This is a genomic window from Ensifer sp. LC11, assembly GCF_001695835.1.
In the GTDB taxonomy this organism is placed as follows: Bacteria; Pseudomonadota; Alphaproteobacteria; order Rhizobiales; family Rhizobiaceae; genus Ensifer.
In genome coordinates this window covers 99034-119340 of the sequence record NZ_MBSO01000073.1, presented here as the reverse complement: position 1 = coordinate 119340, position 20307 = coordinate 99034, and the positions used below count along the sequence as shown (strand labels likewise).

Here is a 20307-nt window from a genome sequence, read left to right as displayed (position 1 = left end):
CCCAGGCGGCTACGCCTCTTCCGCAGCCTGGTCAGGCATCGGGGACCGCTCCTTCACGATGGCGATGGCCTCGGCAATCAGCGCCGAAGCCTGGCGCAACCGGTCTTCGCCGAGGTCGGCGCCGAGCCTGTCCGCCCAGACGGCCTGCCTTTCCTTGATCTCGCCGAGCACATCGTGGCCGCTCTTCGTCAGCACCATGAGTTTGGCACGTTGATGGGCGGGGTTATCCTCGTAGGCAACCAGCCCTTCCTCGGCAAGCAGATCGGCGATCCGCTGCACGCCCTGGCGCGCCAGCCCCAGCGCGCGCGCCGCATCGGCAACGGACATCGGACCGTGACGGGCGGCGGCGAGCACCTGCCAGCGAGCGCTCGTCTGGCCGGACGGCCGGGAAAGAGCGTCGCCGGCAACGGTCAGCGGACCGGCGAGGCGGAGCACTGAAATGGCGAACTCGGCGAAGGCGTCGCCAGCTGTGGTACGTTCGGGATCATCCATGGGATTGTGCCGGGTTCTTGCAACAGGGTTGTCGAATGACAGTATGTTGTCATTTTGCCGACGCCGCAAGCTCGTTCACAGCCGGGCGGCAAACCGCGAGGTTCTATTGACAACATGTTGTCACTATGTCAGAACTGTACATGACAACTTGTTGTCACAAGTGGCTCAAGCGGAATCACCGGCGACTTAGATGAAAGAGGAGTGACGGCGATGAAATTGACCTACAAGGGAAGCTGCCACTGCGGAAACATCCGCTACGAGGCAGATATCGACCTCGATGCCGGTACCGGAAAGTGCAACTGCTCGATCTGCTGGAAACGGCGCTACTGGGGCGCGATCGTCAAGCCCGAGGAGTTTCGCCTGCAGTGCGACGAGGCCAATATCGCCGACTACCAGTTCGGCAGCGACAGCGTGCATCATCGGTTCTGCAGGACATGCGGCGTTGCCGCTTTCGGTCACGGCTATATCGAGGAAATCGGTGGCGCCTATTATTCCGTCAATGTCGCTTGTCTCGACGATCTCGATCCGGCCGTTTTGGCCGAAGCGCCGGTGCAATACATGGACGGGCGCAACAACAACTGGTTCCACGCGCCGGCCGAGACGCGTCACCTCTGAAAAGCGCGCAGAAAGGCCGGTCACATCTTGCGAAATTCGAGGTGGTAGATGACCTCTTCGCCGGTCGCCGGGTCCACGCCCGGCGCGCCGTAGATCACCAGCTTGTCCCCTTGCAGGACAAAGGGACGGATCAGGTCGGATACGCCCCAGGCCGGGTTCCAGCTTGCCTCGACATGATGGATGATTCGACCGTCCTTGAGTGAATAGGAGCCGGAATAGGCGAGCATGGAATCAAACAATGCCGCCTTTTCGTCGTGAGAGGGCACCAGCCCTTTCAGTTGCGGCCGATCGCGTTTCACCACGACGGCGGTCATCCGGCCATCCGGAAAATACGAGAGATAGCCGATGGGATCAGGGCCCATGGCATCGCTGACCTCGCCGGTGGCGACGACCTCGCGTCTCCAGGAAAGCATCTTCCAGGTGCCGAGCAGTCCAGACTCGTCCGCCATGATCCACCTGTATGATTTTAGGGTAAACTAAAATAACAGATGGTTCCTGTCCGGCAAAGCCGGGCCTATCCCTAGGAAAGAGATCAAAGAAAAGGGCCCCCAACGCGCGGGAGCCCTTCGTTGTTCTTTGCGCCGCTGGGGCGCCGCCAGGCCGCAGCTCGTCAGCGCTCGCCGAGGTCACGCACCGCGCCACGGTCGGCCGACGTTGCAAAGGCGGCATAGGCCTTGAGCGCCATCGTCACCTTGCGCTTGCGCTGCTCTGCGGGCTTCCAGCCCTTGGCATCCTGCTCGATACGGCGCTTGGCCAGTTCTGCCTCGTCAACACGCAGGCTGATCGTGCGGTTCGGGATGTCGATGTCGATCATGTCGCCTTCGCGCACGAGGCCGATCGTGCCGCCATTGGCCGCTTCCGGAGAAACGTGACCGATCGACAGGCCCGATGTGCCGCCGGAGAAGCGGCCGTCGGTGATCAGAGCGCAGGCCTTGCCGAGGCCTTTCGACTTCAGGTAGCTCGTCGGATAGAGCATTTCCTGCATGCCCGGGCCGCCCTTCGGGCCTTCGTAGCGGATGACGACGACGTCGCCGGCCTTGATCTCGTTGCCGAGGATCGCCTTGACCGACGCATCCTGGCTTTCGAACACGCGCGCCGGGCCGGAGAATTTCAGGATGCTCTCGTCGACGCCGGCGGTCTTCACGATGCAGCCGTCAATGGCGATGTTGCCCTTCAAGACAGCGAGACCACCGTCCTTGGAGAAGGGATGTTCGACCGAGCGGATGACGCCTTTTTCGCGGTCGGTGTCGAGTTCGTCCCAGCGTGCTTCCTGGCTGAAGGCGACCTGGGTCGGGATGCCGCCCGGGGCTGCGCGGAAGAAGTTGCGAACGGTCTCGCTCGACGTGCGGGTGATGTCCCAGCGGTCGATGGCATCGCCGATCGTGGCGCTGTGGACGGTCGGGCAATCGCGGTTGATGAGGCCGCCTTTCTCGAGTTCGCCGAGGATCGACATGATGCCGCCGGCGCGGTGCACGTCTTCCATGTGCACGTCGCTTTTCGCCGGCGCCACCTTCGACAGGCAGGGCACCTTGCGCGAAAGCCGGTCGATGTCGGCCATGGTGAAATCGACCTCGCCCTCATGGGCGGCGGCGAGAATGTGAAGAACCGTGTTGGTCGAGCCGCCCATGGCAATGTCGAGCGCCATGGCGTTCTCGAAGGCCTGCTTGGAGGCGACCTTGCGCGGCAGCACACTCTCGTCTTCCTGCTCGTAGTAGCGACGGGCAATATCGACGACCAGATGCCCGGCCTCGACGAAGAGGCGCTTGCGGTCGGCGTGGGTTGCGAGCGTCGAGCCGTTGCCGGGCAGCGACAGGCCCAGCGCTTCGGTCAGACAGTTCATCGAATTGGCGGTGAACATGCCGGAGCAGGAGCCGCAGGTCGGGCAGGCGGAGCGTTCGATGACCTTGACGTCCTCGTCCGACACATTGTCGTCGGCGGCAGCGACCATGGCATCAACCAGATCGAGCGCATGCGTCTTGCCGTGCAGTACGACCTTGCCGGCCTCCATCGGCCCACCGGAGACGAACACGGCCGGGATGTTGAGGCGCAGTGCCGCCATCAGCATGCCGGGGGTGATCTTGTCGCAGTTGGAGATGCAGACCATGGCGTCGGCGCAGTGCGCATTGACCATATACTCGACCGAGTCGGCGATGATCTCGCGCGACGGCAGCGAATAGAGCATGCCGTCGTGACCCATGGCGATGCCGTCGTCGACGGCGATCGTGTTGAATTCCTTGGCAACGCCGCCGGCCGCCTCGATCTCGCGGGCGACGAGTTGGCCAAGGTCCTTGAGGTGCACGTGGCCCGGCACGAACTGCGTGAACGAGTTCACGACCGCAATAATGGGCTTGCCGAAATCGCTGTCCTTCATGCCCGTTGCGCGCCAGAGGCCGCGGGCACCGGCCATGTTGCGGCCGTGGGTGGTGGTACGTGAGCGATAGGCAGGCATGGCATGTTCCTTCACGGACAGGGGGTATTGCGCGGATATGGCGATCCGGATCGCCACCGAAGGTGGCTACCTAGCGCAAAATTGCGTGCACGTCATCTTTTGCGTCAGATTATTTCGACGCCTCGCACGCACATCTGGCCGGGTTCCAGCACCTTCTCCGCAAAGTCTAGCCGTGCGCCGATGGCTTGCACAGCCGCAATCCGGGAGCTTTACGGAAATCTTATGCCAAGCACCTGAAGTCGCAATCGAATCCGGACGCCGGTCGGCGCTAGTCTCTCCCTCATCGAATACGGATGAGTGTCATGTCTCTTCACGATTTCAGTTTCCGTCGCCATGCCTTGAGCCGTCGATCCGATATGGAACTACGCGCGAGCATCGACGGCGACGACGTATCTCCTGACACCCTGGACGGGCTGCTGCTGCGGCTGACTGCCGTTCGCCGTTTGCGCGAGCATCACGTTTGGGAGGCCGTGCGGCTCGTCCGCGAACTTCCCGATCTTGTACCCGGCGAGTGGCCGTCGCGACGGTTTCGCGAACTGATGGCGGCCGATGCGCTGGTCGATGCGGTCATCCACCTGACATCGACGACCGAGGCGAAACTCTGCCTGCGGACACTCAGCCATGAGCTCGGACTTTGGACCTGCGCACTGCGCTATCAGCCGCCGGGCGCCGGCCGGGTCACGTTCAAGGCGCGGCATGCCGATCTGGCCGCCGCGATCCTCGGAGCTTTCCTGCGCTCCTGCCGCGGCTATCGGCTGATGGCCGGAGCCGCCGGTCACGGCCATCTTCCGATTTGAAGGACACATCCATGAGCATGCATTCGCTGCGCCTCGAAGGGGCGATCACAGCGCTCGTCACGCCATTTCGTGACGGCAGGGTCGATGTCGTCGGCCTGATGTCACTGGTCGAGTGGCAGATCCGTCACGGTATCTCCGGCATCGTCGCCTGCGGCACCACCGGAGAGGCGCCGACGCTGTCGCGCACCGAGCGCTCGCTGGTGATCGAGCGTTGCGTCGAGGTTGCCGAGCGCAAAATCCCTGTCATTGCGGGGACCGGCACCAACAGCACCGAAACCACGATCGAACTGACGGCGGAGGCCAAGGCGCTCGGCGCCGACGCGGCGCTCGTCGTTGCGCCCTACTACAGCAAGCCGTCGCAAGAGGGGCTCTACCGCCACTTCGAGGCGGTCACCAAGGCCGTGGACCTGCCCATCATCGTCTACAACGTCCCTTCCCGCACCGGTGTCGACCTGGCGGCGCGGACGATCGAGAGGTTGGCGTCGCTTCCGGGCATCGTCGGCATCAAGGATGCCACCGGTGATCTCAGCCGCTTCCTCACATCGCCGGCGGCTGTGAAGACCCGGCTCCGTCAGCTTTCCGGTCACGACCAGACGGCGCTGCCGTTCAACATTTGCGGCGGCCACGGCACCATTTCGGTGGCGTCCAACGTGGTCCCGCGGCTGGTTGTGGCCATGCATCAGGCAATTGCCACCGGCAACATCGCGGCAGCGATCGCCATTCACGAGCGGCTGCGGCCGCTGCTTACGGCGCTGGAGCGCGAAACGAACCCGGGACCGATCAAGTATGCCCTGCATCTGGTGCGCGCGCTCCGTCCGGACCTGCGGCTGCCGCTGACCCCGATCGCGCCGGAAACGGCGGCGGAGATCCGTGCGGCGCTCGAACCGCTCACCGAGCTTCCGACCTCCACCCATCTCGGCCGCGGCGTCCGTATCGCGCTTGCGAGCTGAAGTCGCCCGGCAGCCACCGCGATCGCCAAATCCCAAAGTCACCCAATTCCACTGGTCGCCGGTCTTGGACGGTCGCGGCCGGATCCCATCCCAGGCGCCATAAAGGAGACAGATGATGTCACGCCTTCCCCACCTCGCCGCCCAGGCGGAACAGCGCCGACGCGCCCAAACGGTTGAGAGTGCCAATGGCCATCGCGGCAACGACAGCGCGGTTCGCGACGCCTTCCTCGGCATCGGCATTCGCCTCGGCATCGTGCTTGGCCTTGCCTATGGCATCCAGGCCGCCATTCCCTGGATTGCCGGCTAAGTCTTCTCTCCCATCACAAGGACCATTCCATCATGGGCAGTACGCAGCAGATTCGCCGTGGTTTTTTCGCACGCGCACGTTTCGTCGTCGGTCGCGATCGGCACGGCTGGTGGGTTGTTTCCGACCGCAAAGGGGTGGTTGGCGGTCTCTTCACCAACGAGACGGCGGCCATCCACTTCGCCGTCGAGGCGAGCGACCGGCACCCGGAGGAGGTGTGCCGCGCGCCGGAAGGGGCGGCGATCGATCTCGACACGTTTTCACGTCCACCAAAGGGGCGTCGCGCCCATTGCTGAAAGCGCTTGAGGCCGACATTCCCGATGAAACCTCGTCGGACTCATCCGCGGCCTCTCCTGTCGAGATTTCTGCCGTTGCTTGCAAAGCAGTTGACGCGGGTCCATTCTTTCGAGGCCAAATGCCCCGGCTGACTCAGCATTGGCCGTGCCAACCGAGGCTCGTTTGAAGGTTCGTCACCGATGAACTGCCACGAGTGCGGTTGCGAAATCCAAGGCGGGTTTGTGTTTTGCCCGAATTGCGGTGCCAAGCAGCATAGCCCGTGCCCCGGTTGCGGCGCACTCTGTCCGCCACACTTCTCGTTTTGCCCTACCTGCGGTACCCGGCTCGGAGCCCCAGCGACCAGTAAGCCGATGGTTTCGCGACCTAGGGCGGCTGCGACACCTCAGGCGAGATCTGGCGGTGAGGCGCTCGCACCGCTCTTGCCGGAGGAGGAGGCGGGCGCCGACCGCCGGACGGCCACCATTCTCTTCGCCGACCTCTGCGGCTTTACCGGTCTCAGCGAGCAGGTGGATCCGGAAGTCCTCAGGGCTTTCCAGAACGAACTCTTCGAAGAACTGACCGAAGCGGTCGAGGCCTATGGTGGCTACGTCGACAAATTCATCGGTGACGCGTTGCTCGCCCTCTTCGGCGCGCCAGTGGCGCATGAAGACGACTCCGAGAGGGCACTTCGTACCGCACTCGACATGGCCGGTCGGGCAAGGCGGGTCGGCGAACGCTGGCAGCGACGGATTGGCGAGCCGCTCAATCTCCATATAGGGCTCAACACCGGAACGGTTGTCGCAGGGCGTTTGGGCGCCGGCGACGGCAAGGCGTATTCGGTGACCGGCGACGCAGTCAACACGGCGCAGCGGCTGCAATCGCTGGCGGGGCCTGGGGAGATCCTCGTCGGGCCGGTGACATATCGGTTGACCTGCCACGCGTTTGCCTACGAGGCGCTTGGCGCGATGACGCTGCGCGGGAAAGCGGAAAGCGTTGAGGTCTACAGGCTGACGCAGTCTCTGGAGGCACCGCGCACGGCACGTGGTCTCGAAGCGCTGGGACTTGGCGCGCCGCTGATCGGGCGTGAGCCGGAAATGAAGCGCCTCCTTGATTGCCTCGAGCTTGCCTGCAGCGGGACGGCGCAGCTGGTGCGTCTGACGGGAGAGGCAGGGCTCGGAAAGTCGCGGTTGGTCAACGAATTCCTCGAGCGGGTGGCAGCGGATCCGCGCTTTTCGCGTGTCGTCGTTCGTCGCGCCAGCAGTTCTTCGCTCGGAGAACCGTCCTATGGCGTTCTCGCGGCGGTGCTGCGCGGTGCCTACGGGATTTCGATCAGCGACAGTCTGCAGCGGACGACAGAGCTGCTCGCCGCGGGACTGGCCGAGATCGGTTTTGCGCAGGACAGGCTCGAACAGCTCGTGCCGCTGTTCCTACGGATTCTGGGTATGGATTCCCAGGATGAGCTGTTGCGCCATGTGGAGCCGGAACAGATGCGCCGGCAGCTCTTCGCGGCGGTGAGGGTGATTTTTGAACGGCGGTTATCCCGCACGCCCTTGCTGCTCGTGATCGAGGACTTACACTGGGCCGATGCTGCCTCGCTTGAGGCCATATCCTTTGTCCTTGAGCGGACGGACGGCGGCCCGTTGATGCTGCTGACCACCCAGAGACCCGACGCCGATGCCGATCGGCTGAAGCCCGGCCACACAAACTTGACGGCGTTGCGCCTTGCTCCGCTTTCGGAAGCCGACAGGCGACGACTGCTTGCGACATTCTTCGGCGGGGAAGGGCTGCCTCAGGCGCTCGCCGAGCGCATTTTGGCGCGAGCCGGGGGCAATCCCCTGTTCATCGAGGAAATCGTGCGGGGCCTGATCGATGTTTCCGCCGTGCAGAAGGTCGGCTCGGTCTGGCGGGTGGTGGAGCGCGAAGCGGCCGCCGACATTCCGGTCACCATCGAGGCGATGCTGCTCGGCCGCGTCGATCGGCTGCTGCCGGACGCCCGCCGATTGCTGCATCACGCTGCGATGATCGGGCCACGCTTCGATGCAGATCTGCTGCAAGCGGTTTCGGGACGGCGGCCGGTGGATGCGCTTCTTGATCTGCTCTGCGACGCGGAGATCATCGAAGAAACCAGGGACGGCGGGTTGCTGGGCACGCAGACCTATCGGTTTACCCAGACGCTGTTGCAGGAGGTGGTCTATAACAATCTGCTGCTCAGCCGGCGCACGGACGAGCATGCGTTGATCGGCGAGGTGCTGGAGCGCAGGTTCGGCGAGGATACCGAACGGCTAGAGGAGATGGCGCTGCTCGGCCACCATTTCGGCCTCTCCGAACAGAAGGCCAAGGGCGCACATTACCTGATCGCGGCCGGAGACCGGGCACGGGCGCTCTATGCCAATGATGATGCCATCCGGCTCTATGAACAGGCCATGGCGGCGCTGGCGGCCACCGGTGAGGAAGGACCGGAATGGCTCGCCGCACGCGAACGGGTTGCGGATCTTCTCGAGGCGGCCGGTCAGCGGGAGGCCGCTGCCCAGCACTATGACGCACTGTTTGAGGTCTATCGCGCCACCGGCGACAGGGTCGCTTCGGCGAGAATCCAGCGCAAGTTCGGCCACCACCTGTGGGAGACGGGACGGCGCGACGAGGCACTGGCGTCGTTTACCGCCGCCGCCCAGCTGCTCGAAGGCTTGCAGGCGCCGATCGAAAGTGCGCATCTCTCCCAGGAACGTGGCCATCTCGCTTTCCGTATGGGCGACTATCCCGGTGCCCTGAAAGCGGCAGACGAGGCGCTGGATCGCGTTGCGGCCCTTGCATCCGAAAAGCCGGAGATGCAGCGCGAGGTGGTGCGAGTTACAGCCGAGGCGCTCAATACCAAAGGCGTTGCCCTTGCCCGCCTTGGCCGCAGCGTCGAAGCGATCGCTATCGTCGAACGAAGCGTCGCCGTGGCCGAAGGCGCCGATCTGCTGAACGCCGCCTGTCGCGGCTACACCAATCTGGCCGCACTCTACACCATCAACGATCCCAAGCGCGCAATCGAGGTTTGCCGCTGCGGTTTAGACATGGCGCGGCGCATCGGCGATCTCGGTTTTCAGGCCCGTCTGCTTGCCAATCTCGCCGTCGCCTACTGCACCTTCACCGATCGCTGCACGCCAGATGGAATGCCGGCGGCCGAACGCGCGATCGCGATCGACCGGGATCTCGACCAGCGCGACCATCTGCCGGTATCGCTGCTGGTGCTCGGCCAGATCCATCAGTGTCATGGCCGGCCAGACGTCGCCCGCGGCATTTATCAGGAGGCGCTCGACCTTTGCGGAGAAACGCAAGAGGCGCAGCTGCTGTTTCCGTGCTATGATGGCTTGGCGACGCTTTGCCTGGACGCCGGCGATCTCGATGCAGCGGAAAGGTACTTCGCCTTGGCGCGAGACATATGTGCGCAACATGGTCTCGATCCCGAGGCGTTGATGATTTTGCCGTTTCTCGACTGACATATCCGATCGTTGCCGGGGCGCTGCGCCCGCGTTTGGGTTTTGATTGCTGCGCACAGCTTGCCGGAGAAAAGCGCCTGCCTCGCCACACGGCGCACCAGGAGCGTTCCGGCCGGGATGAGGAGACGAAAGATGGTTGAGCCGCTGAGTGGACGGCCGTTGCAGCCGGGTGACCGGGCGCCGAACGTGGTGCTCGACGCAATCACCCAGGAAGGTCAGATCGCCCTTGATGATTTTCGTGGCCGTAAACCGGTTCTGGTCGGCCTGTTCCGCGGCCTGCATTGTCCGTTCTGCAGGCGGCAGATCGCTGCCATGGCGCAACTCGACGGCGCCCTGCGGGAGAGGGGGATCGAGAGCCTGACGGTGGTGAATACGCCGATCGATCGAGCGCGCCTCTATTTCCGCTATCATCCTGTGCCGAACTTGCTGGCCGCCGCCGATCCGGAACGGGTCTCGCATCGGGCGTTCGGGCTGCCCAACCTCGAATTCACCGAAGACGAAGACCAGTGGCCGCACAAGGTGGCCATGAAGACGATGATGGCGATGAAGGTGAACATGCCGGGCGAACTGCCGGAGCCGATGGATCCGATGGCAGCCACGACCTATCTCGACAAGGCCGACAACTACGAGGTTACCGAGGCCGACGAGCGCATGATGGCGACCGGGAGCGGTCAACTCATCGGCGAGTTCCTGCTCGATCGGGATGGCGTCGTGCGCTGGAGCTTCACCGAAGTGCCGGATGGCGGCCAGAACCTTTTCGGTCTCCCGCGTCGCGAGGAACTGATGTCCGTCGCCTCCGCGATGGTGCACTGAGGCGTCGACTTTGGATGTTCGGTCGTCGACGGCGGTTGTGTCAGCGGCGGTTCCCGAGCAAGACCCCGTCGATCCGGTGATCGACGGGGTTTTTCGTCTCTGAATTAAAAATGGCAGATGAAGCCTTGAGGCGATGCAATTGCGAATCGGAACCTAGCCGAGCGCGGCAATCGCCTCGTCGATCAGCGCCACGATCTCCTTGGCATGGGAAGCAAGCGAGGCGTGGCTGGCGTCGAGCGTGATGATCTTCTTCGCGTTGATCCGTTCGGCCATCCACTGCTCGGTTTCCGGCGGGATCATGTTGTCGTGGCGCGACACCTGGTACCAGCTCGGCTTTTCTTTCCAGGCCGGCGGCCCGGCCTTATCCTCGAAGCAGCGCCCGGCGATCGGCTTCTGCGTCACCGCCATGACGAGCGCATCGGTCTCGTTCAAATCCTGGCCGAAGCTCTGGCGGAAGGTGTCTTGCGCCAACCAGAGAAAACCATCCTTGTCGGGGCGGATGCTGGCAGCGCCGGAGGGTGGGTCGCCCCGCGCAAAGATGCTGCCGAGGCTGTCGCCCTCGTCCGGCGCGAAGGCTGCGACATAGACGAGGCCGACGACGTTTGAGGCGTGGCCGGCGCCGCTGATCACTGCGCCACCATAGGAGTGGCCGACGAGCAGGGTCGGACCATCGAGCGATTCGGCCAGCTTGCGCGTGCGCTCGACGTCATCGGCAAGCGAGGTCAGCGGGTTCTGTACCGCGGCGATCCTGTACCCCTTGGCGTGCAGCGGCGGGATCACGTGGCGCCAGTGGGAGGCATCACCCCAGGCGCCGTGTACAAGCACGATGTTTTTGACTGCCGGCATGGTCCGTTCCTTTCGCTTGAATGGAGAGGTGCTCGGTTCGGCATCGCACTCGCTCGTAGTGAAGGAGGCGAGGCATGCTGCCCGTCGTCTGTTTGGTGGTTTCCTTTGCTTTGCGCTTGACGCGTGGCAAGGCGTTGGGATTGCAGACACAAATTAGGGCGGAAAGGCGTGCCTTCCATGACGAAAGCCACAAATATCTGTGACAGGAAGGCAAACTCTCGCGCCCGTAGAGGCCGCGTGACCGGGACAGCAAGCGATGGCGAAGGATGAGGAACGGGCGGGGTCCCAGAGCGAGCGGTATTGGGGCTTCGGGGCGCCGCTCCGGGACCGATTGCGCTCCGGTTGCGGGCTGTGCTCCGGGGCGCTGTCAACATCAATGCATCGTGACTTAGATTCGGCAATGCGCCCCGGACCTATGCCGGCCCATGTCGGACCAAAGTCCTATCGATTACCGGCTGTTGCGGGCAGCGCGGTGTGGAAAACGTACTTGATCGCGCCGAGTGGGAAAGTACGAAATTGATGTGATAGGGGGGCGGCGGCGCATGCCTGCACACTGGCGCAGCTTGCAGCCGTCTCGATACGAAAAAGGCCTTTCGATTTCTCGAAAGGCCTTTGAATTCGAATGGTGGGCGTGACAAGGATCGAACTTGTGACCCCTACGATGTCAACGTAGTGCTCTCCCGCTGAGCTACACGCCCATCCGATGGGGCGCATAGACCACAAAAGCCGTTGCCGCGTCAATAGGGTTTTCGAAGGTTTTTTGACAGAAGTTTCATCGCGGTGTTTCTCCCCATTGGAACGGCGTTGATGAACCAACGACAATGCCCTGGATTTCCAGGATTTCCGCTAAGGCATTGAAACGAAAAGACCGCCGGAGATCCCTTGTGGATCGCGGCGGTCGGTTCCAAGTACGCATTCCGTACAGTCGCGAGAGGTCGCGCCTGTGGAAAACTGTCGTCGCTCAGGCAGCGGCCAGCATCTTGTTGACCTCGTCGACGAGGTCGCGGAGATGGAAGGGCTTGGAGAGCACCTTGGCATCCTTCGGCGCCTTGGAGTCCGGGTTCAGCGCGACGGCCGCAAAGCCGGTGATGAACATCACCTTGAGGTCCGGGTCGAGCTCGGTTGCCCGGCGGGCCAGCTCGATACCGTCCATCTCCGGCATGACGATGTCGGTCAGGAGAAGCGAGAAAGGCTCCTCGCGAAGCCGGTCATAGGCGCTGGCGCCGTTGTCGTAGGACATGACCTTGTAGCCGGCCTTTTCGAGCGCCTTGACCAGGAATCGGCGCATGTCGTTGTCGTCTTCGGCAAGAAGGATTTTCGCAGTCATGAATTCGGCCGTGCTTCTCTTTATTCAGTTCATTGCGCGTGGATTGCGGCGTTTTAACCAAACCGCAACGCGGTAAATATCTCGTGAACGCGGGACGTCAATTCCCCAGGATGCTGTGGAGGGCCACTATGGACACAGAGCGGGCCAACTGGCAACATGATGACAATTGCAAGTACCGCATATGGTAAAAAAGGGTTCAGATGGGGGAAATTGCGGAGAGGGAACTGTTCGAGGTCCTGGAACCTCCAATCCAGCGCGTTCCCTTTGTGTTCAATTCGCCGCATAGCGGTCGGTCCTATCCCCAGAGTTTTCTCGATCAGTCCCGCCTCGACGCACTTTCGATTCGCCGGTCGGAAGACCACTATGTCGACGAGCTGTTTCAGAATGCGACCTTCCTGGGCGCGCCGATGCTTCTGGCGCATTTCCCGCGCGCCTTCCTCGACGTCAACCGCGAGCCCTACGAACTCGATCCGCGCATGTTCGACGGCCCGCTGCCGGCGCATGCCAACATCAGTTCGATGCGTGTCGCCGGCGGGCTCGGAACGATACCGCGGCTGGTTGCCGAGAACATGGAGATTTATCGCGGGCGTTTTCCCGTGGAGGACGCGCTCACGCGGATCGAGACGATCTACAAGCCTTACCACGCGACGCTGCGCAAGCTGATTGCGCGCACCCATGTGCAGTTCGGCCTGTCGGTGCTGATCGATTGCCATTCGATGCCGGGCAATGTGCATCTGCCCGGCAGCGGCCAGCGCCCGGATTTCATCATCGGCGACCGCTACGGCACCAGCGCTGCGGGAGAGCTTTCGCGCGCCGCGGTCGATCTGTTGCAGCAGCTCGGCTATAGCGTCGTGCGCAACAAGCCCTATGCCGGCGGCTTCATCACCGAGCACTACGGCCGGCCGACGCGCGGGCTGCATGCGCTGCAGATCGAGATCAACCGGGCACTCTATGTCGACGAGGCGACGCTGGTGCGCAAGCCAGGCTTCGGCGCGCTGGTCGCGGATCTCACCACCTTCATCGCGTCGCTTGCCCGCCACGTCGAGGACTACGGTGCTTACCTGCCGCTTGCGGCTGAATAGTCTCTTCCCTCTAGTCCGGTCGAAATAGCTCGCACGCGAGGCGTGCATCGCATGCCTTGCCTCACGTGTCTCGCAAGACGCGTGGCGCGGGCGGATACTTTGTCGGGGAGCTTCAAAAAAAACCGCGCCAACGGCGCGGTCAAGTCTAGGGAGGAAACACCCAAGGAGGGTATTTACAGTCACAGGTGACTGTATTGAAACCATAATATTGCACTGCACAAATGTCAAGTTGAGATGCTGAAAACTTTTGCGCTGCATCAAAAGAATTTCACTCGGAACCGTGGTCTGAACCGATTGAAACGGCCGGAAGTGCCAACAGGAGCAGCGAGCGCCCGCAGCAATCCCAGGTCAGCGGCAACTTCAACGCATTCGGGCGGACGGCGGGGCCGCCAGGTGCCCTTCAGCAGGTCGTTTGCGTTTGGCGGATTTTGGTCTATGCAGGAAAAACTTCCTCCGTTCATCCCTGAGAGAGAGCCATGCTGCCCGACCGTGCCTTCTTCGATCGCCTTGCCGAAGCTGCCAAGGCAGAAACACTGCCGCGTTTCCGGATCGGCACGAGTGTGGTCAACAAGCTGGAAGGCGGCTTCGACCCGGTGACCGAAGCCGACCGATCGGCGGAAGCGGCAATCCGGGCGCTGATCGAGACGCATTTCCCGGAGCATGGTATCCTCGGTGAAGAGCATGGCAATGTCGGGCTCGACCGCGAATATGTCTGGGTCATCGATCCGATCGATGGCACCCGCGCCTTCATTTCCGGCCTGCCGGTCTGGGGCACGCTGGTTGGCCTTTACCGCAACGGTGAGGCGGTCATGGGCCTGATGGACCAGCCCTTTACCGGCGAGCGCTATCTCGCCGACGGTGTGAAGACGATCTACCGCGGACCGGATGGCGAAAAGGTGCTTTCGACGCGCGCCTGCAATTCGCTTTCGGATGCGGTGCTGTTCACGACGTCGCCGCATCTCTACACCGGTGATTTCAAGACCAAGTACGAGGCGGTGCAGAGCAAGGTGCGGCTTTTCCGCTATGGCTGCGACTGCTACGCCTTCGCCCTTCTCGCCGCTGGCCATATCGACTTGGTGATCGAGTGCGGATTGAAGCCCTATGACGTCGGCGGCCTCATTCCGTTGATCGAGCAGGCCGGCGGCATCGTCACCAATTGGCAGGGCGGGCCGGCGGAAATGGGCGGTGAAATCATCGCTGCCGGCAGTCGCGAATTGCACGCGCAGGCGCTGGAAATCCTGAACGGCTGAATACGTTGCGCCCAATGCGGGCGTGTGGCCGTAACATCAATCGAAAAACGGAGATTCGACGTCGCCCGGAAGGTTCAGGCGGCCGGGCTTTCGCGCTCGTCGTTCTCCTCGGGGATGACGAAGGCAAGGATGGCGGCCATGGCCTGGGCGCGGTAGCGATCGGCTTCGTGCAGCAGTTCGTGGCGTGCGCCATCGATCGGAATCATCTGGGCGGCGCGGAAGTTGCGCGCCAGCCATTCGACGGCGAAATGCGGTACCAGGCGGTCTGCCGTCGGCGCCAGAATGATCGTCGGCAGGGTGATGCGTGTCAGATGCTCGCGGCGGATGACCCGGCGCATGGCGCGAAAGGCCTCGCTCAGCCAGCGGGCCGTCGGCGGGCCAAGCCTCAAGTCCGGGTGCGCGTCGGTCAGCGCGACGTTGCGCAGGTAGCGGCGGCGGTCCGCTGTCAGCACGTTCTTCTCGAACGGGCGATTGCCCTTGTCGGGATGTGCCGGCAAGGCGCCGAGGCCGACGCAGCGCATGAGCGCTGCAACCGTCGCGATGCTGCGCTCGCCGAGCGCCTGGCCGCCAAGGCCGACGAAAGGCGCCAGCACCACCAGCCGATCGATGCGGCTTGTGAGCATCGGCGCCAGCGACAGCGCAACGAGCGCACCCATTGAATGGGCGACGATCGAGAAGGGCAGGCGGGTATCGGGCAGCACGATCTGCTCGAGGAAGGTGCTGAGATCGCGCTCATAGTCCGAAAAATGATCGACATAGCCGCGGCCGGGGTGTGGCAAAAGCCGCTCGGAGCCCGCCTGGCCGCGCCAGTCAAAAGTCGCAACCCAGAGGCCTGCGGCGGTGAGATCGGCGATCGTCTCGAAATATTTCTCGATCGATTCGTTGCGGCCCTGCAAGAGCACGACCGTGCCGCGCGCCATCGGCTGCTTCGTCTTGAAGATCGCATAACGGATCTTGCGGCCGCCGACACCGTCGAAGAAACCCGCCACGTGATTGTCCGGGATCGGATTGTCCGGTGTTGCGTGGAGGATCGAGGTCATGAGGTCGTGGCCGGCCATGAAAGCGCGTTGATCGATGTCATCAGGGATAGGCGGCGGGCTCTTCGTCGTCAAAGAAAAAAGCCGGAAACGGTGGGTGAAATCCGGACGATCACCGTTTCCGGCCGCTGAAGAGGAAGGGACATGTCACTTCAGCCTGGGCGTTGCGGCCCAGGATTCCCTTTTAGTCTCCGCGGGCTGAACGAAAGCCGAAGCAGCCATTCATGTCGGGTTCACGGAAAAAATCGTCAGCGCTTGCGTCTTGAACTGGCGAAATCGCCTCCCCAAATCAGGGTCACGGACGCCGAAGTCGGGTCCGTTCACCGGTCTTGCCGCTGCCAGAATGGGGTGGCCGACCAGATATCGCAAACAGTTGCTCCCAGGAGGACACCATGCGTCATTTTGATTTCTCCCCCCTTTACCGTTCCACCGTCGGCTTCGATCGCCTGTTCACCATGCTCGACAGCCTGGGCCAGCCGGGTGAGGCTCAGACCTACCCGCCCTATAACATCGAACGCACCGGCGAGAACGCCTACCGCATCACCATGGCCGTTGCCGGCTTTGATGAGAGTGAGCTCTCGATCGAGGCCCGTGAGCATACGCTGACGATCAAGGGCGAAAAGGCCGAGGAAAAGGGCGAAGAAGGCCAGTTTCTCCATCGCGGCATTGCCAAGCGCGCCTTCGAGCGCCGCTTCCAGCTCGCCGATCACGTGGAGATCAAGTCCGCTTCGCTGAAGAACGGTCTGCTGCACATCGACCTTACCCGCGAGATCCCGGAAGCCGCCAAGCCGCGCCGGATCGAGATTGCCTCCGTTGCGTCGCAGCCGAAGCAGATCGAGGCCCAGAGCCTCTAACGCGAAACGCGCTCGCGCTTGCGGGCGGGAAGATAAATCTCCCAAGACAGGCGGCGTCCCCCAGGGGCGCCGCTTTTTTTCTCTCAGGAACGTGCCGGCTCGAGCATGGCAGACGCCTGCTTCTTGGCTGCATAGCGCTGGGCGATGACGGCGCAGGCCATCAGCTGGATCTGATGGAACAGCATGACCGGCAGCACGATCGCGCCGATGTTCTGGCCGGCAAAGATGGCGCTTGCCATCGGAACGCCGCTGGCAAGGCTCTTCTTCGAGCCGCAGAAGGTGATGGCAATTTCGTCGGGCTTGTCGAAGCCGAGCAGGCGGCTGCCGAACATGGTAACGGCAAGCACGAGCGCCAGCATGACGATTTCGATCGCGACCAGCACACCGAGAGCGGTCAGCGAGAAGGTATGCCAGAGGCCTGAAGTGACTGCCTGGCTGAAAGCGAGATAGACCACCATCAGTATCGAGCCGCGGTCGACAGGTGCCAAGAGCCCTTTGCGCGCGCGGATCCAGTTGCCGATCAAGGGCTGCAGCATCTGGCCGACGACGAAGGGGGCAAGCAATTGCAACAGGATCTGCTTGACCGCATCGAGCGTGACGGTCCCGTGTCCGCCGGCGGAAAACAAAAGGCCGACCAAAAGCGGTGTCAGGAACATGCCGAAGATGTTCGACGCAGATGCCGAACAGATCGCCGCCGGAACGTTGCCGCCAGCCATCGAGGTGAAGGCGATCGACGACTGCACCGTGGACGGCAGCACGCAGAGAAACAGAAGGCCGGTATAGAGCGACTGCGGCAGGATCGAGTCGGGCACGAAGCCGATCGCAAGGCCGATCAGCGGAAAGAGTACGAAGGTCGAGGCCAGAATTGTCAGATGCAGCCGCCAGTGCAGGATGCCTGATATCACCACGTCGCGCGACAGGCGCGCGCCGTGCAGGAAGAAGACCATGCCGACGGCCACCTTCGTCGCCAATCCGAACCAGACGGTCGCTTCTCCGTGGATCGGCAGGACAGATGCAAGCAGCACCGTGGCCAGAAGCAGGATCGTGAATGTATCGGGAAGGTAGCGGCGCATGTCTGCTCACTTGCTCGTTATGAAACGTCTTGCCGGGATCACGCATTATGAAGCAGGATGCAAGGAATAACAGTTATCACGATTTGAGATGAGCCGTGCTCGACCTGGTGCAATTGCGTAGCTTCGTCGCCCTGGAACAGATGGGCAGCTTCACGCTCGCGGCGGAGAAACTGTCGCTCGGGCAATCAACTGTCAGCCAGCACATTCAAAGGCTTGAGGCCTCGCTCGGCCGGACGCTCGTTGCCCGCGATACGCACCGCGTGTCGCTGACCGCCGATGGGCAGGCGCTGCTTGCCCACGCCCGCTCAATGCTGTCGATCGACGGCGAAGTGCGGGCGCTTTTTGCCGAAAGCAGCCTGCGAGGTCACCTGCGCCTCGGCGTTTCCGAGGATTTCGTCATGAGCCGGCTGCCGGCGGTGCTCGAAGATTTCGTCCGTGCCCATCCCTCGGTCGATCTTGAACTCACGGTGGCGCTCAGCGGCGTGCTCTACCAGATGCAGGACAATGGCGAGATCGATCTGGTGCTCGCCAAGCGACGGCTCGGTGATCTCAGGGGCGAACTCGTCTACCGCGAGCCGCTCGTCTGGCTGGCGCGGGACCCGGAGAGAGTGAGGCGTGACAAGGTGCTGCCGCTGATCGCCTTTCCGCCGCCGAGCATCACCCGCAGCGTCGCGCTCGAAGTGCTCGACCGGCACCGGCTGCCGTGGCGGATCGTGTGCACCTGCGGCAGCCTCAGCGGCCTGACGGCGGCCGCCCGCGCCGGCATGGGCGTGCTCGTGCAGCCGCGCAGCATGGTGCCTTCAGGGCTAAAGGAAATATCCGCCGGCGTCCTGCCGCCGCTCGAAGACGTGGAATTCGTGCTGGTGCCGAGCAAGGGCGTCGACCGAAAGCTGAGTGCGGCGCTTTCGGTCGAGATCCTCTCCAATGTGAGGACGCTGCAGGGGCAGGTCTGAGCGGTCCATGCAGCGTCGTGAGAGCCGGTCCTAGAGCGCCGTGCGTTCATATGAACGCACCAAGGACGCTCTAGCGCTTTGATTCTAGAGCATCTTTCCGCCTCACGTGAATCCACTTGAGAGCGGGATGCTCTAGCAGGCCGAAACGAACCGGTCGACGTCGTCGGCCTTCGTCGCGAAGCTGGTGACGAGGCGATAGAGGCCTTCGTTCTCCGCGAGCCTGCCGTCGAGGTCGTGCGGTACCGGCCAGTCGTAGAAGACCGCGCCCTGCTGGCGGAGCTTCGCCGCAACGTCCTTGCCGAGGATCGCAAAGACCTCGTTGGCATCCGCCTGCCAGGCGAGCCGGCTTGTCTTCGATGCGGCGATGCCGTCGGCAAGGCGTGCGGCCATGGCATTGGCATGACGTGCAAGGTTCAGCCAGAGATCGCCGGCGAGATAGGCATCGAACTGAGCCGCGACGAAACGCGACTTCGAGAAGAGCTGTGCCGAACGCTTCCTGAGGAAGTGCATTTCATGCGCCTTGGAAAGATCGAAGAGCACCAGCGCTTCGGCGCACCAGCAGCCGTTCTTGGTGCCGCCGAAGGAGACGAGGTCGACGCCGCGCTTCCAGGTCATTTCGGCCGGCGTCGCGCCAAGGCTGACGAGCGCGTTGGCGAAGCGGGCGCCATCCATATGCAGCGGCAGCTTGTGCGCCTTGGCCACAGCAGCGATCGCTTCGATCTCAGCGAACGAATAGACCGTGCCGCTTTCCGTTGCCTGCGTCAGCGACACTGCTGTCGGCTGGCCGCCATGGACATTGTCGAGTGGGAAGCGCCGGATCTCCGCCTCCAGTCGCTCCACTTCCATCTTGCCGCGTGGTCCGTCGATGGGCTTCAGCCTGGCGCCGTGCGAAAAGAATTCCGGGGCGCCGCATTCGTCGGCAATGACATGCGCCTCACGATGACAGAAGGCGACACCGCCGGCGCGATTGGCGCTCGCAAGCGCCAGCGAGTTGGCAGCCGTTCCAGTGCCGACGAAGAAGACGGCGACGTCTCTCTCGAAAATCTCCGCGAACTTCTTTTCCACCTTGCGGTCAAGCTCGCTCGTACCATAGGCCGACGCATAACCGCCGGCATGCGCCATCAGGCTTTCCGCGATCGCTGGATGGGCGCCGGCCCAGTTGTCAGACGAAAAAATCATCACTTCTCACTCTGTTCACCGTCATTTTGACGGGTTTCGTCGACCTTAGCCGAGTTCTCTACCGGATCAATCGCGGTTTGAGGCCGAAAGGCCAACAGGAGACCAGTTTGAAACCAAATGGAAGAAAACGCTTGAGTGTCGTAATTAAATTATAAAAGCCGGAAATCTCCGGCAATGTTCGGCAAAATCTTCTCTATTATTTGCTGATATGCCCCTTGCGGAGGGGGGTGGTTTCTGGCATAGAGCACATGAAATAGGACAGGTTTGCTGTCCTATTTCGGTCTAGGGACCGGAACAATCGCCGTGAGTGCCTAAAAAAATGGCATCCGGCGTGTGGAGCAGGGGGATTGGCCGGTTTCATCCGGCTGTTAACGCCTGCCGTCAGGATGGTCGCAGACATCAATGCCTGATGATGCCGTGCTTATTTGCGACCTGATCAGGATCATGAGACGATGAGTGCCCCGGCTTTTTTGGCGTGCCTTCGCACGCAACGAAGAGCCATGCGCGGGCGGTGCCATGCCCGGCCAT

At 62.6% G+C, this 20307-nt stretch carries 20 protein-coding genes and 1 tRNA gene; 12 read left to right on the top strand and 9 right to left on the bottom strand.

The window, feature by feature from the left end:
* Positions 1 to 9 precede the first annotated feature (9 nt).
* Positions 10 to 492: a MarR family transcriptional regulator gene (locus tag BBX50_RS28760; RefSeq protein WP_065778697.1), complete on the bottom strand. Its 483-nt coding sequence runs from the start codon at positions 490 to 492 to the stop codon at positions 10 to 12.
* A gap of 210 nt (positions 493 to 702) precedes the next feature.
* Between BBX50_RS28760 and BBX50_RS28755 the strand changes: the two genes are divergently transcribed.
* Positions 703 to 1107 carry a GFA family protein gene (locus BBX50_RS28755; protein WP_065778696.1) on the top strand — a complete coding sequence of 135 codons (405 nt, stop codon included), beginning with the start codon at positions 703 to 705 and terminating at the stop codon, positions 1105 to 1107.
* Positions 1108 to 1127: 20 nt separating this feature from the next.
* Here BBX50_RS28755 and BBX50_RS28750 read toward each other — a convergent pair whose 3' ends face one another.
* Both BBX50_RS28750 and ilvD read right to left on the bottom strand, forming a co-directional pair.
* Positions 1128 to 1556 (bottom strand): lipocalin-like domain-containing protein, encoded by a 429-nt coding sequence (locus BBX50_RS28750; RefSeq protein WP_065778695.1) that lies wholly within the window; start codon positions 1554 to 1556, stop codon positions 1128 to 1130.
* A 161-nt stretch (positions 1557 to 1717) separates the two neighbouring features.
* Positions 1718 to 3556, bottom strand: a complete 1839-nt coding sequence (gene ilvD, locus BBX50_RS28745; RefSeq protein WP_065778694.1) for a dihydroxy-acid dehydratase — start codon at positions 3554 to 3556, stop codon at positions 1718 to 1720.
* A gap of 302 nt (positions 3557 to 3858) precedes the next feature.
* On the opposite strand from ilvD, the gene BBX50_RS28740 reads away from it, so the two are divergent.
* From BBX50_RS28740 to BBX50_RS28715, 6 genes are all read left to right on the top strand, one after another.
* Complete coding sequence (locus BBX50_RS28740; protein ID WP_139108351.1) at positions 3859 to 4353, top strand: hypothetical protein; 495 nt, start codon at positions 3859 to 3861, stop codon at positions 4351 to 4353.
* Positions 4354 to 4364: 11 nt separating this feature from the next.
* On the top strand, positions 4365 to 5303 hold the full coding sequence (gene dapA / locus BBX50_RS28735; RefSeq protein ID WP_065778692.1) for a 4-hydroxy-tetrahydrodipicolinate synthase: 939 nt from the start codon (positions 4365 to 4367) through the stop codon (positions 5301 to 5303).
* A gap of 115 nt (positions 5304 to 5418) precedes the next feature.
* Positions 5419 to 5610, top strand: coding sequence for a hypothetical protein (locus BBX50_RS28730; RefSeq protein ID WP_065778691.1), 192 nt, complete (start codon positions 5419 to 5421; stop codon positions 5608 to 5610).
* Between the two features lie 32 nt (positions 5611 to 5642).
* Entirely contained in the window at positions 5643 to 5903 is a 261-nt protein-coding gene (locus tag BBX50_RS28725; RefSeq protein WP_065778690.1) for a hypothetical protein, read from the top strand.
* A 180-nt stretch (positions 5904 to 6083) separates the two neighbouring features.
* Complete coding sequence (locus BBX50_RS28720; RefSeq protein WP_065778689.1) at positions 6084 to 9365, top strand: adenylate/guanylate cyclase domain-containing protein; 3282 nt, start codon at positions 6084 to 6086, stop codon at positions 9363 to 9365.
* A gap of 132 nt (positions 9366 to 9497) precedes the next feature.
* The gene (locus tag BBX50_RS28715; protein ID WP_065778688.1) at positions 9498 to 10178 is read left to right on the top strand and encodes a peroxiredoxin-like family protein; all 681 of its coding nucleotides are present in this window, start codon (positions 9498 to 9500) and stop codon (positions 10176 to 10178) included.
* A gap of 153 nt (positions 10179 to 10331) precedes the next feature.
* On the opposite strand, the gene BBX50_RS28710 is transcribed toward BBX50_RS28715, so the two are convergent.
* Complete coding sequence (locus BBX50_RS28710; protein WP_065778687.1) at positions 10332 to 11024, bottom strand: alpha/beta hydrolase; 693 nt, start codon at positions 11022 to 11024, stop codon at positions 10332 to 10334.
* Between the two features lie 74 nt (positions 11025 to 11098).
* Between BBX50_RS28710 and BBX50_RS31010 the strand changes: the two genes are divergently transcribed.
* Positions 11099 to 11227, top strand: a complete 129-nt coding sequence (locus BBX50_RS31010) for a hypothetical protein (RefSeq protein ID WP_274534045.1) — start codon at positions 11099 to 11101, stop codon at positions 11225 to 11227.
* Positions 11228 to 11647: 420 nt separating this feature from the next.
* Here the strand turns inward: BBX50_RS31010 and BBX50_RS28705 are convergent.
* Positions 11648 to 11722: transfer RNA gene (locus tag BBX50_RS28705), tRNA-Val, on the bottom strand.
* A gap of 263 nt (positions 11723 to 11985) precedes the next feature.
* Positions 11986 to 12351, bottom strand: a complete 366-nt coding sequence (cpdR1, locus tag BBX50_RS28700; RefSeq protein WP_034786813.1) for a response regulator CpdR1 — start codon at positions 12349 to 12351, stop codon at positions 11986 to 11988.
* A 200-nt stretch (positions 12352 to 12551) separates the two neighbouring features.
* Between cpdR1 and BBX50_RS28695 the strand changes: the two genes are divergently transcribed.
* Complete coding sequence (locus tag BBX50_RS28695) at positions 12552 to 13433, top strand: N-formylglutamate amidohydrolase (protein WP_065778686.1); 882 nt, start codon at positions 12552 to 12554, stop codon at positions 13431 to 13433.
* Positions 13434 to 13909: 476 nt separating this feature from the next.
* Positions 13910 to 14683: a histidinol-phosphatase gene (gene hisN, locus BBX50_RS28690; protein WP_065778685.1), complete on the top strand. Its 774-nt coding sequence runs from the start codon at positions 13910 to 13912 to the stop codon at positions 14681 to 14683.
* A 74-nt stretch (positions 14684 to 14757) separates the two neighbouring features.
* On the opposite strand, the gene BBX50_RS28685 is transcribed toward hisN, so the two are convergent.
* Entirely contained in the window at positions 14758 to 15723 is a 966-nt protein-coding gene (locus tag BBX50_RS28685) for an alpha/beta hydrolase (protein ID WP_065778773.1), read from the bottom strand.
* A gap of 389 nt (positions 15724 to 16112) precedes the next feature.
* Here BBX50_RS28685 and BBX50_RS28680 point away from each other — a divergent pair, with 389 nt between their 5' ends.
* Positions 16113 to 16574 carry an Hsp20 family protein gene (locus tag BBX50_RS28680; RefSeq protein ID WP_065778684.1) on the top strand — a complete coding sequence of 154 codons (462 nt, stop codon included), beginning with the start codon at positions 16113 to 16115 and terminating at the stop codon, positions 16572 to 16574.
* 83 nt (positions 16575 to 16657) lie between these two features.
* Here the strand turns inward: BBX50_RS28680 and BBX50_RS28675 are convergent, their stop codons facing one another.
* The gene (locus tag BBX50_RS28675) at positions 16658 to 17647 is read right to left on the bottom strand and encodes a bile acid:sodium symporter family protein (RefSeq protein ID WP_065778683.1); all 990 of its coding nucleotides are present in this window, start codon (positions 17645 to 17647) and stop codon (positions 16658 to 16660) included.
* A gap of 95 nt (positions 17648 to 17742) precedes the next feature.
* Here BBX50_RS28675 and BBX50_RS28670 point away from each other — a divergent pair, with 95 nt between their 5' ends.
* Entirely contained in the window at positions 17743 to 18600 is an 858-nt protein-coding gene (locus BBX50_RS28670) for a LysR substrate-binding domain-containing protein (protein WP_065778682.1), read from the top strand.
* Between the two features lie 132 nt (positions 18601 to 18732).
* Here BBX50_RS28670 and BBX50_RS28665 read toward each other — a convergent pair whose 3' ends face one another.
* Complete coding sequence (locus tag BBX50_RS28665; protein ID WP_065778681.1) at positions 18733 to 19779, bottom strand: low specificity L-threonine aldolase; 1047 nt, start codon at positions 19777 to 19779, stop codon at positions 18733 to 18735.
* Between the last annotated feature and the right edge of the window lie 528 nt (positions 19780 to 20307).

What these genes read in the sequence shown, in the direction of transcription:
- BBX50_RS28760 (WP_065778697.1), bottom strand. Translation starts at nt 492, where the DNA reads ATGGATGATCCCGAACGTACCACAGCTGGCGACGCCTTCGCCGAGTTC.
- BBX50_RS28755 (WP_065778696.1), top strand. Translation starts at nt 703, where the DNA reads ATGAAATTGACCTACAAGGGAAGCTGCCACTGCGGAAACATCCGCTAC.
- BBX50_RS28750 (WP_065778695.1), bottom strand. Translation starts at nt 1,556, where the DNA reads ATGGCGGACGAGTCTGGACTGCTCGGCACCTGGAAGATGCTTTCCTGG.
- ilvD (WP_065778694.1), bottom strand. Translation starts at nt 3,556, where the DNA reads ATGCCTGCCTATCGCTCACGTACCACCACCCACGGCCGCAACATGGCC.
- BBX50_RS28740 (WP_139108351.1), top strand. Translation starts at nt 3,859, where the DNA reads ATGTCTCTTCACGATTTCAGTTTCCGTCGCCATGCCTTGAGCCGTCGA.
- dapA (WP_065778692.1), top strand. Translation starts at nt 4,365, where the DNA reads ATGAGCATGCATTCGCTGCGCCTCGAAGGGGCGATCACAGCGCTCGTC.
- BBX50_RS28730 (WP_065778691.1), top strand. Translation starts at nt 5,419, where the DNA reads ATGTCACGCCTTCCCCACCTCGCCGCCCAGGCGGAACAGCGCCGACGC.
- BBX50_RS28725 (WP_065778690.1), top strand. Translation starts at nt 5,643, where the DNA reads ATGGGCAGTACGCAGCAGATTCGCCGTGGTTTTTTCGCACGCGCACGT.
- BBX50_RS28720 (WP_065778689.1), top strand. Translation starts at nt 6,084, where the DNA reads ATGAACTGCCACGAGTGCGGTTGCGAAATCCAAGGCGGGTTTGTGTTT.
- BBX50_RS28715 (WP_065778688.1), top strand. Translation starts at nt 9,498, where the DNA reads ATGGTTGAGCCGCTGAGTGGACGGCCGTTGCAGCCGGGTGACCGGGCG.
- BBX50_RS28710 (WP_065778687.1), bottom strand. Translation starts at nt 11,024, where the DNA reads ATGCCGGCAGTCAAAAACATCGTGCTTGTACACGGCGCCTGGGGTGAT.
- BBX50_RS31010 (WP_274534045.1), top strand. Translation starts at nt 11,099, where the DNA reads ATGCTGCCCGTCGTCTGTTTGGTGGTTTCCTTTGCTTTGCGCTTGACG.
- cpdR1 (WP_034786813.1), bottom strand. Translation starts at nt 12,351, where the DNA reads ATGACTGCGAAAATCCTTCTTGCCGAAGACGACAACGACATGCGCCGA.
- BBX50_RS28695 (WP_065778686.1), top strand. Translation starts at nt 12,552, where the DNA reads ATGGGGGAAATTGCGGAGAGGGAACTGTTCGAGGTCCTGGAACCTCCA.
- hisN (WP_065778685.1), top strand. Translation starts at nt 13,910, where the DNA reads ATGCTGCCCGACCGTGCCTTCTTCGATCGCCTTGCCGAAGCTGCCAAG.
- BBX50_RS28685 (WP_065778773.1), bottom strand. Translation starts at nt 15,723, where the DNA reads ATGACCTCGATCCTCCACGCAACACCGGACAATCCGATCCCGGACAAT.
- BBX50_RS28680 (WP_065778684.1), top strand. Translation starts at nt 16,113, where the DNA reads ATGCGTCATTTTGATTTCTCCCCCCTTTACCGTTCCACCGTCGGCTTC.
- BBX50_RS28675 (WP_065778683.1), bottom strand. Translation starts at nt 17,647, where the DNA reads ATGCGCCGCTACCTTCCCGATACATTCACGATCCTGCTTCTGGCCACG.
- BBX50_RS28665 (WP_065778681.1), bottom strand. Translation starts at nt 19,779, where the DNA reads ATGATTTTTTCGTCTGACAACTGGGCCGGCGCCCATCCAGCGATCGCG.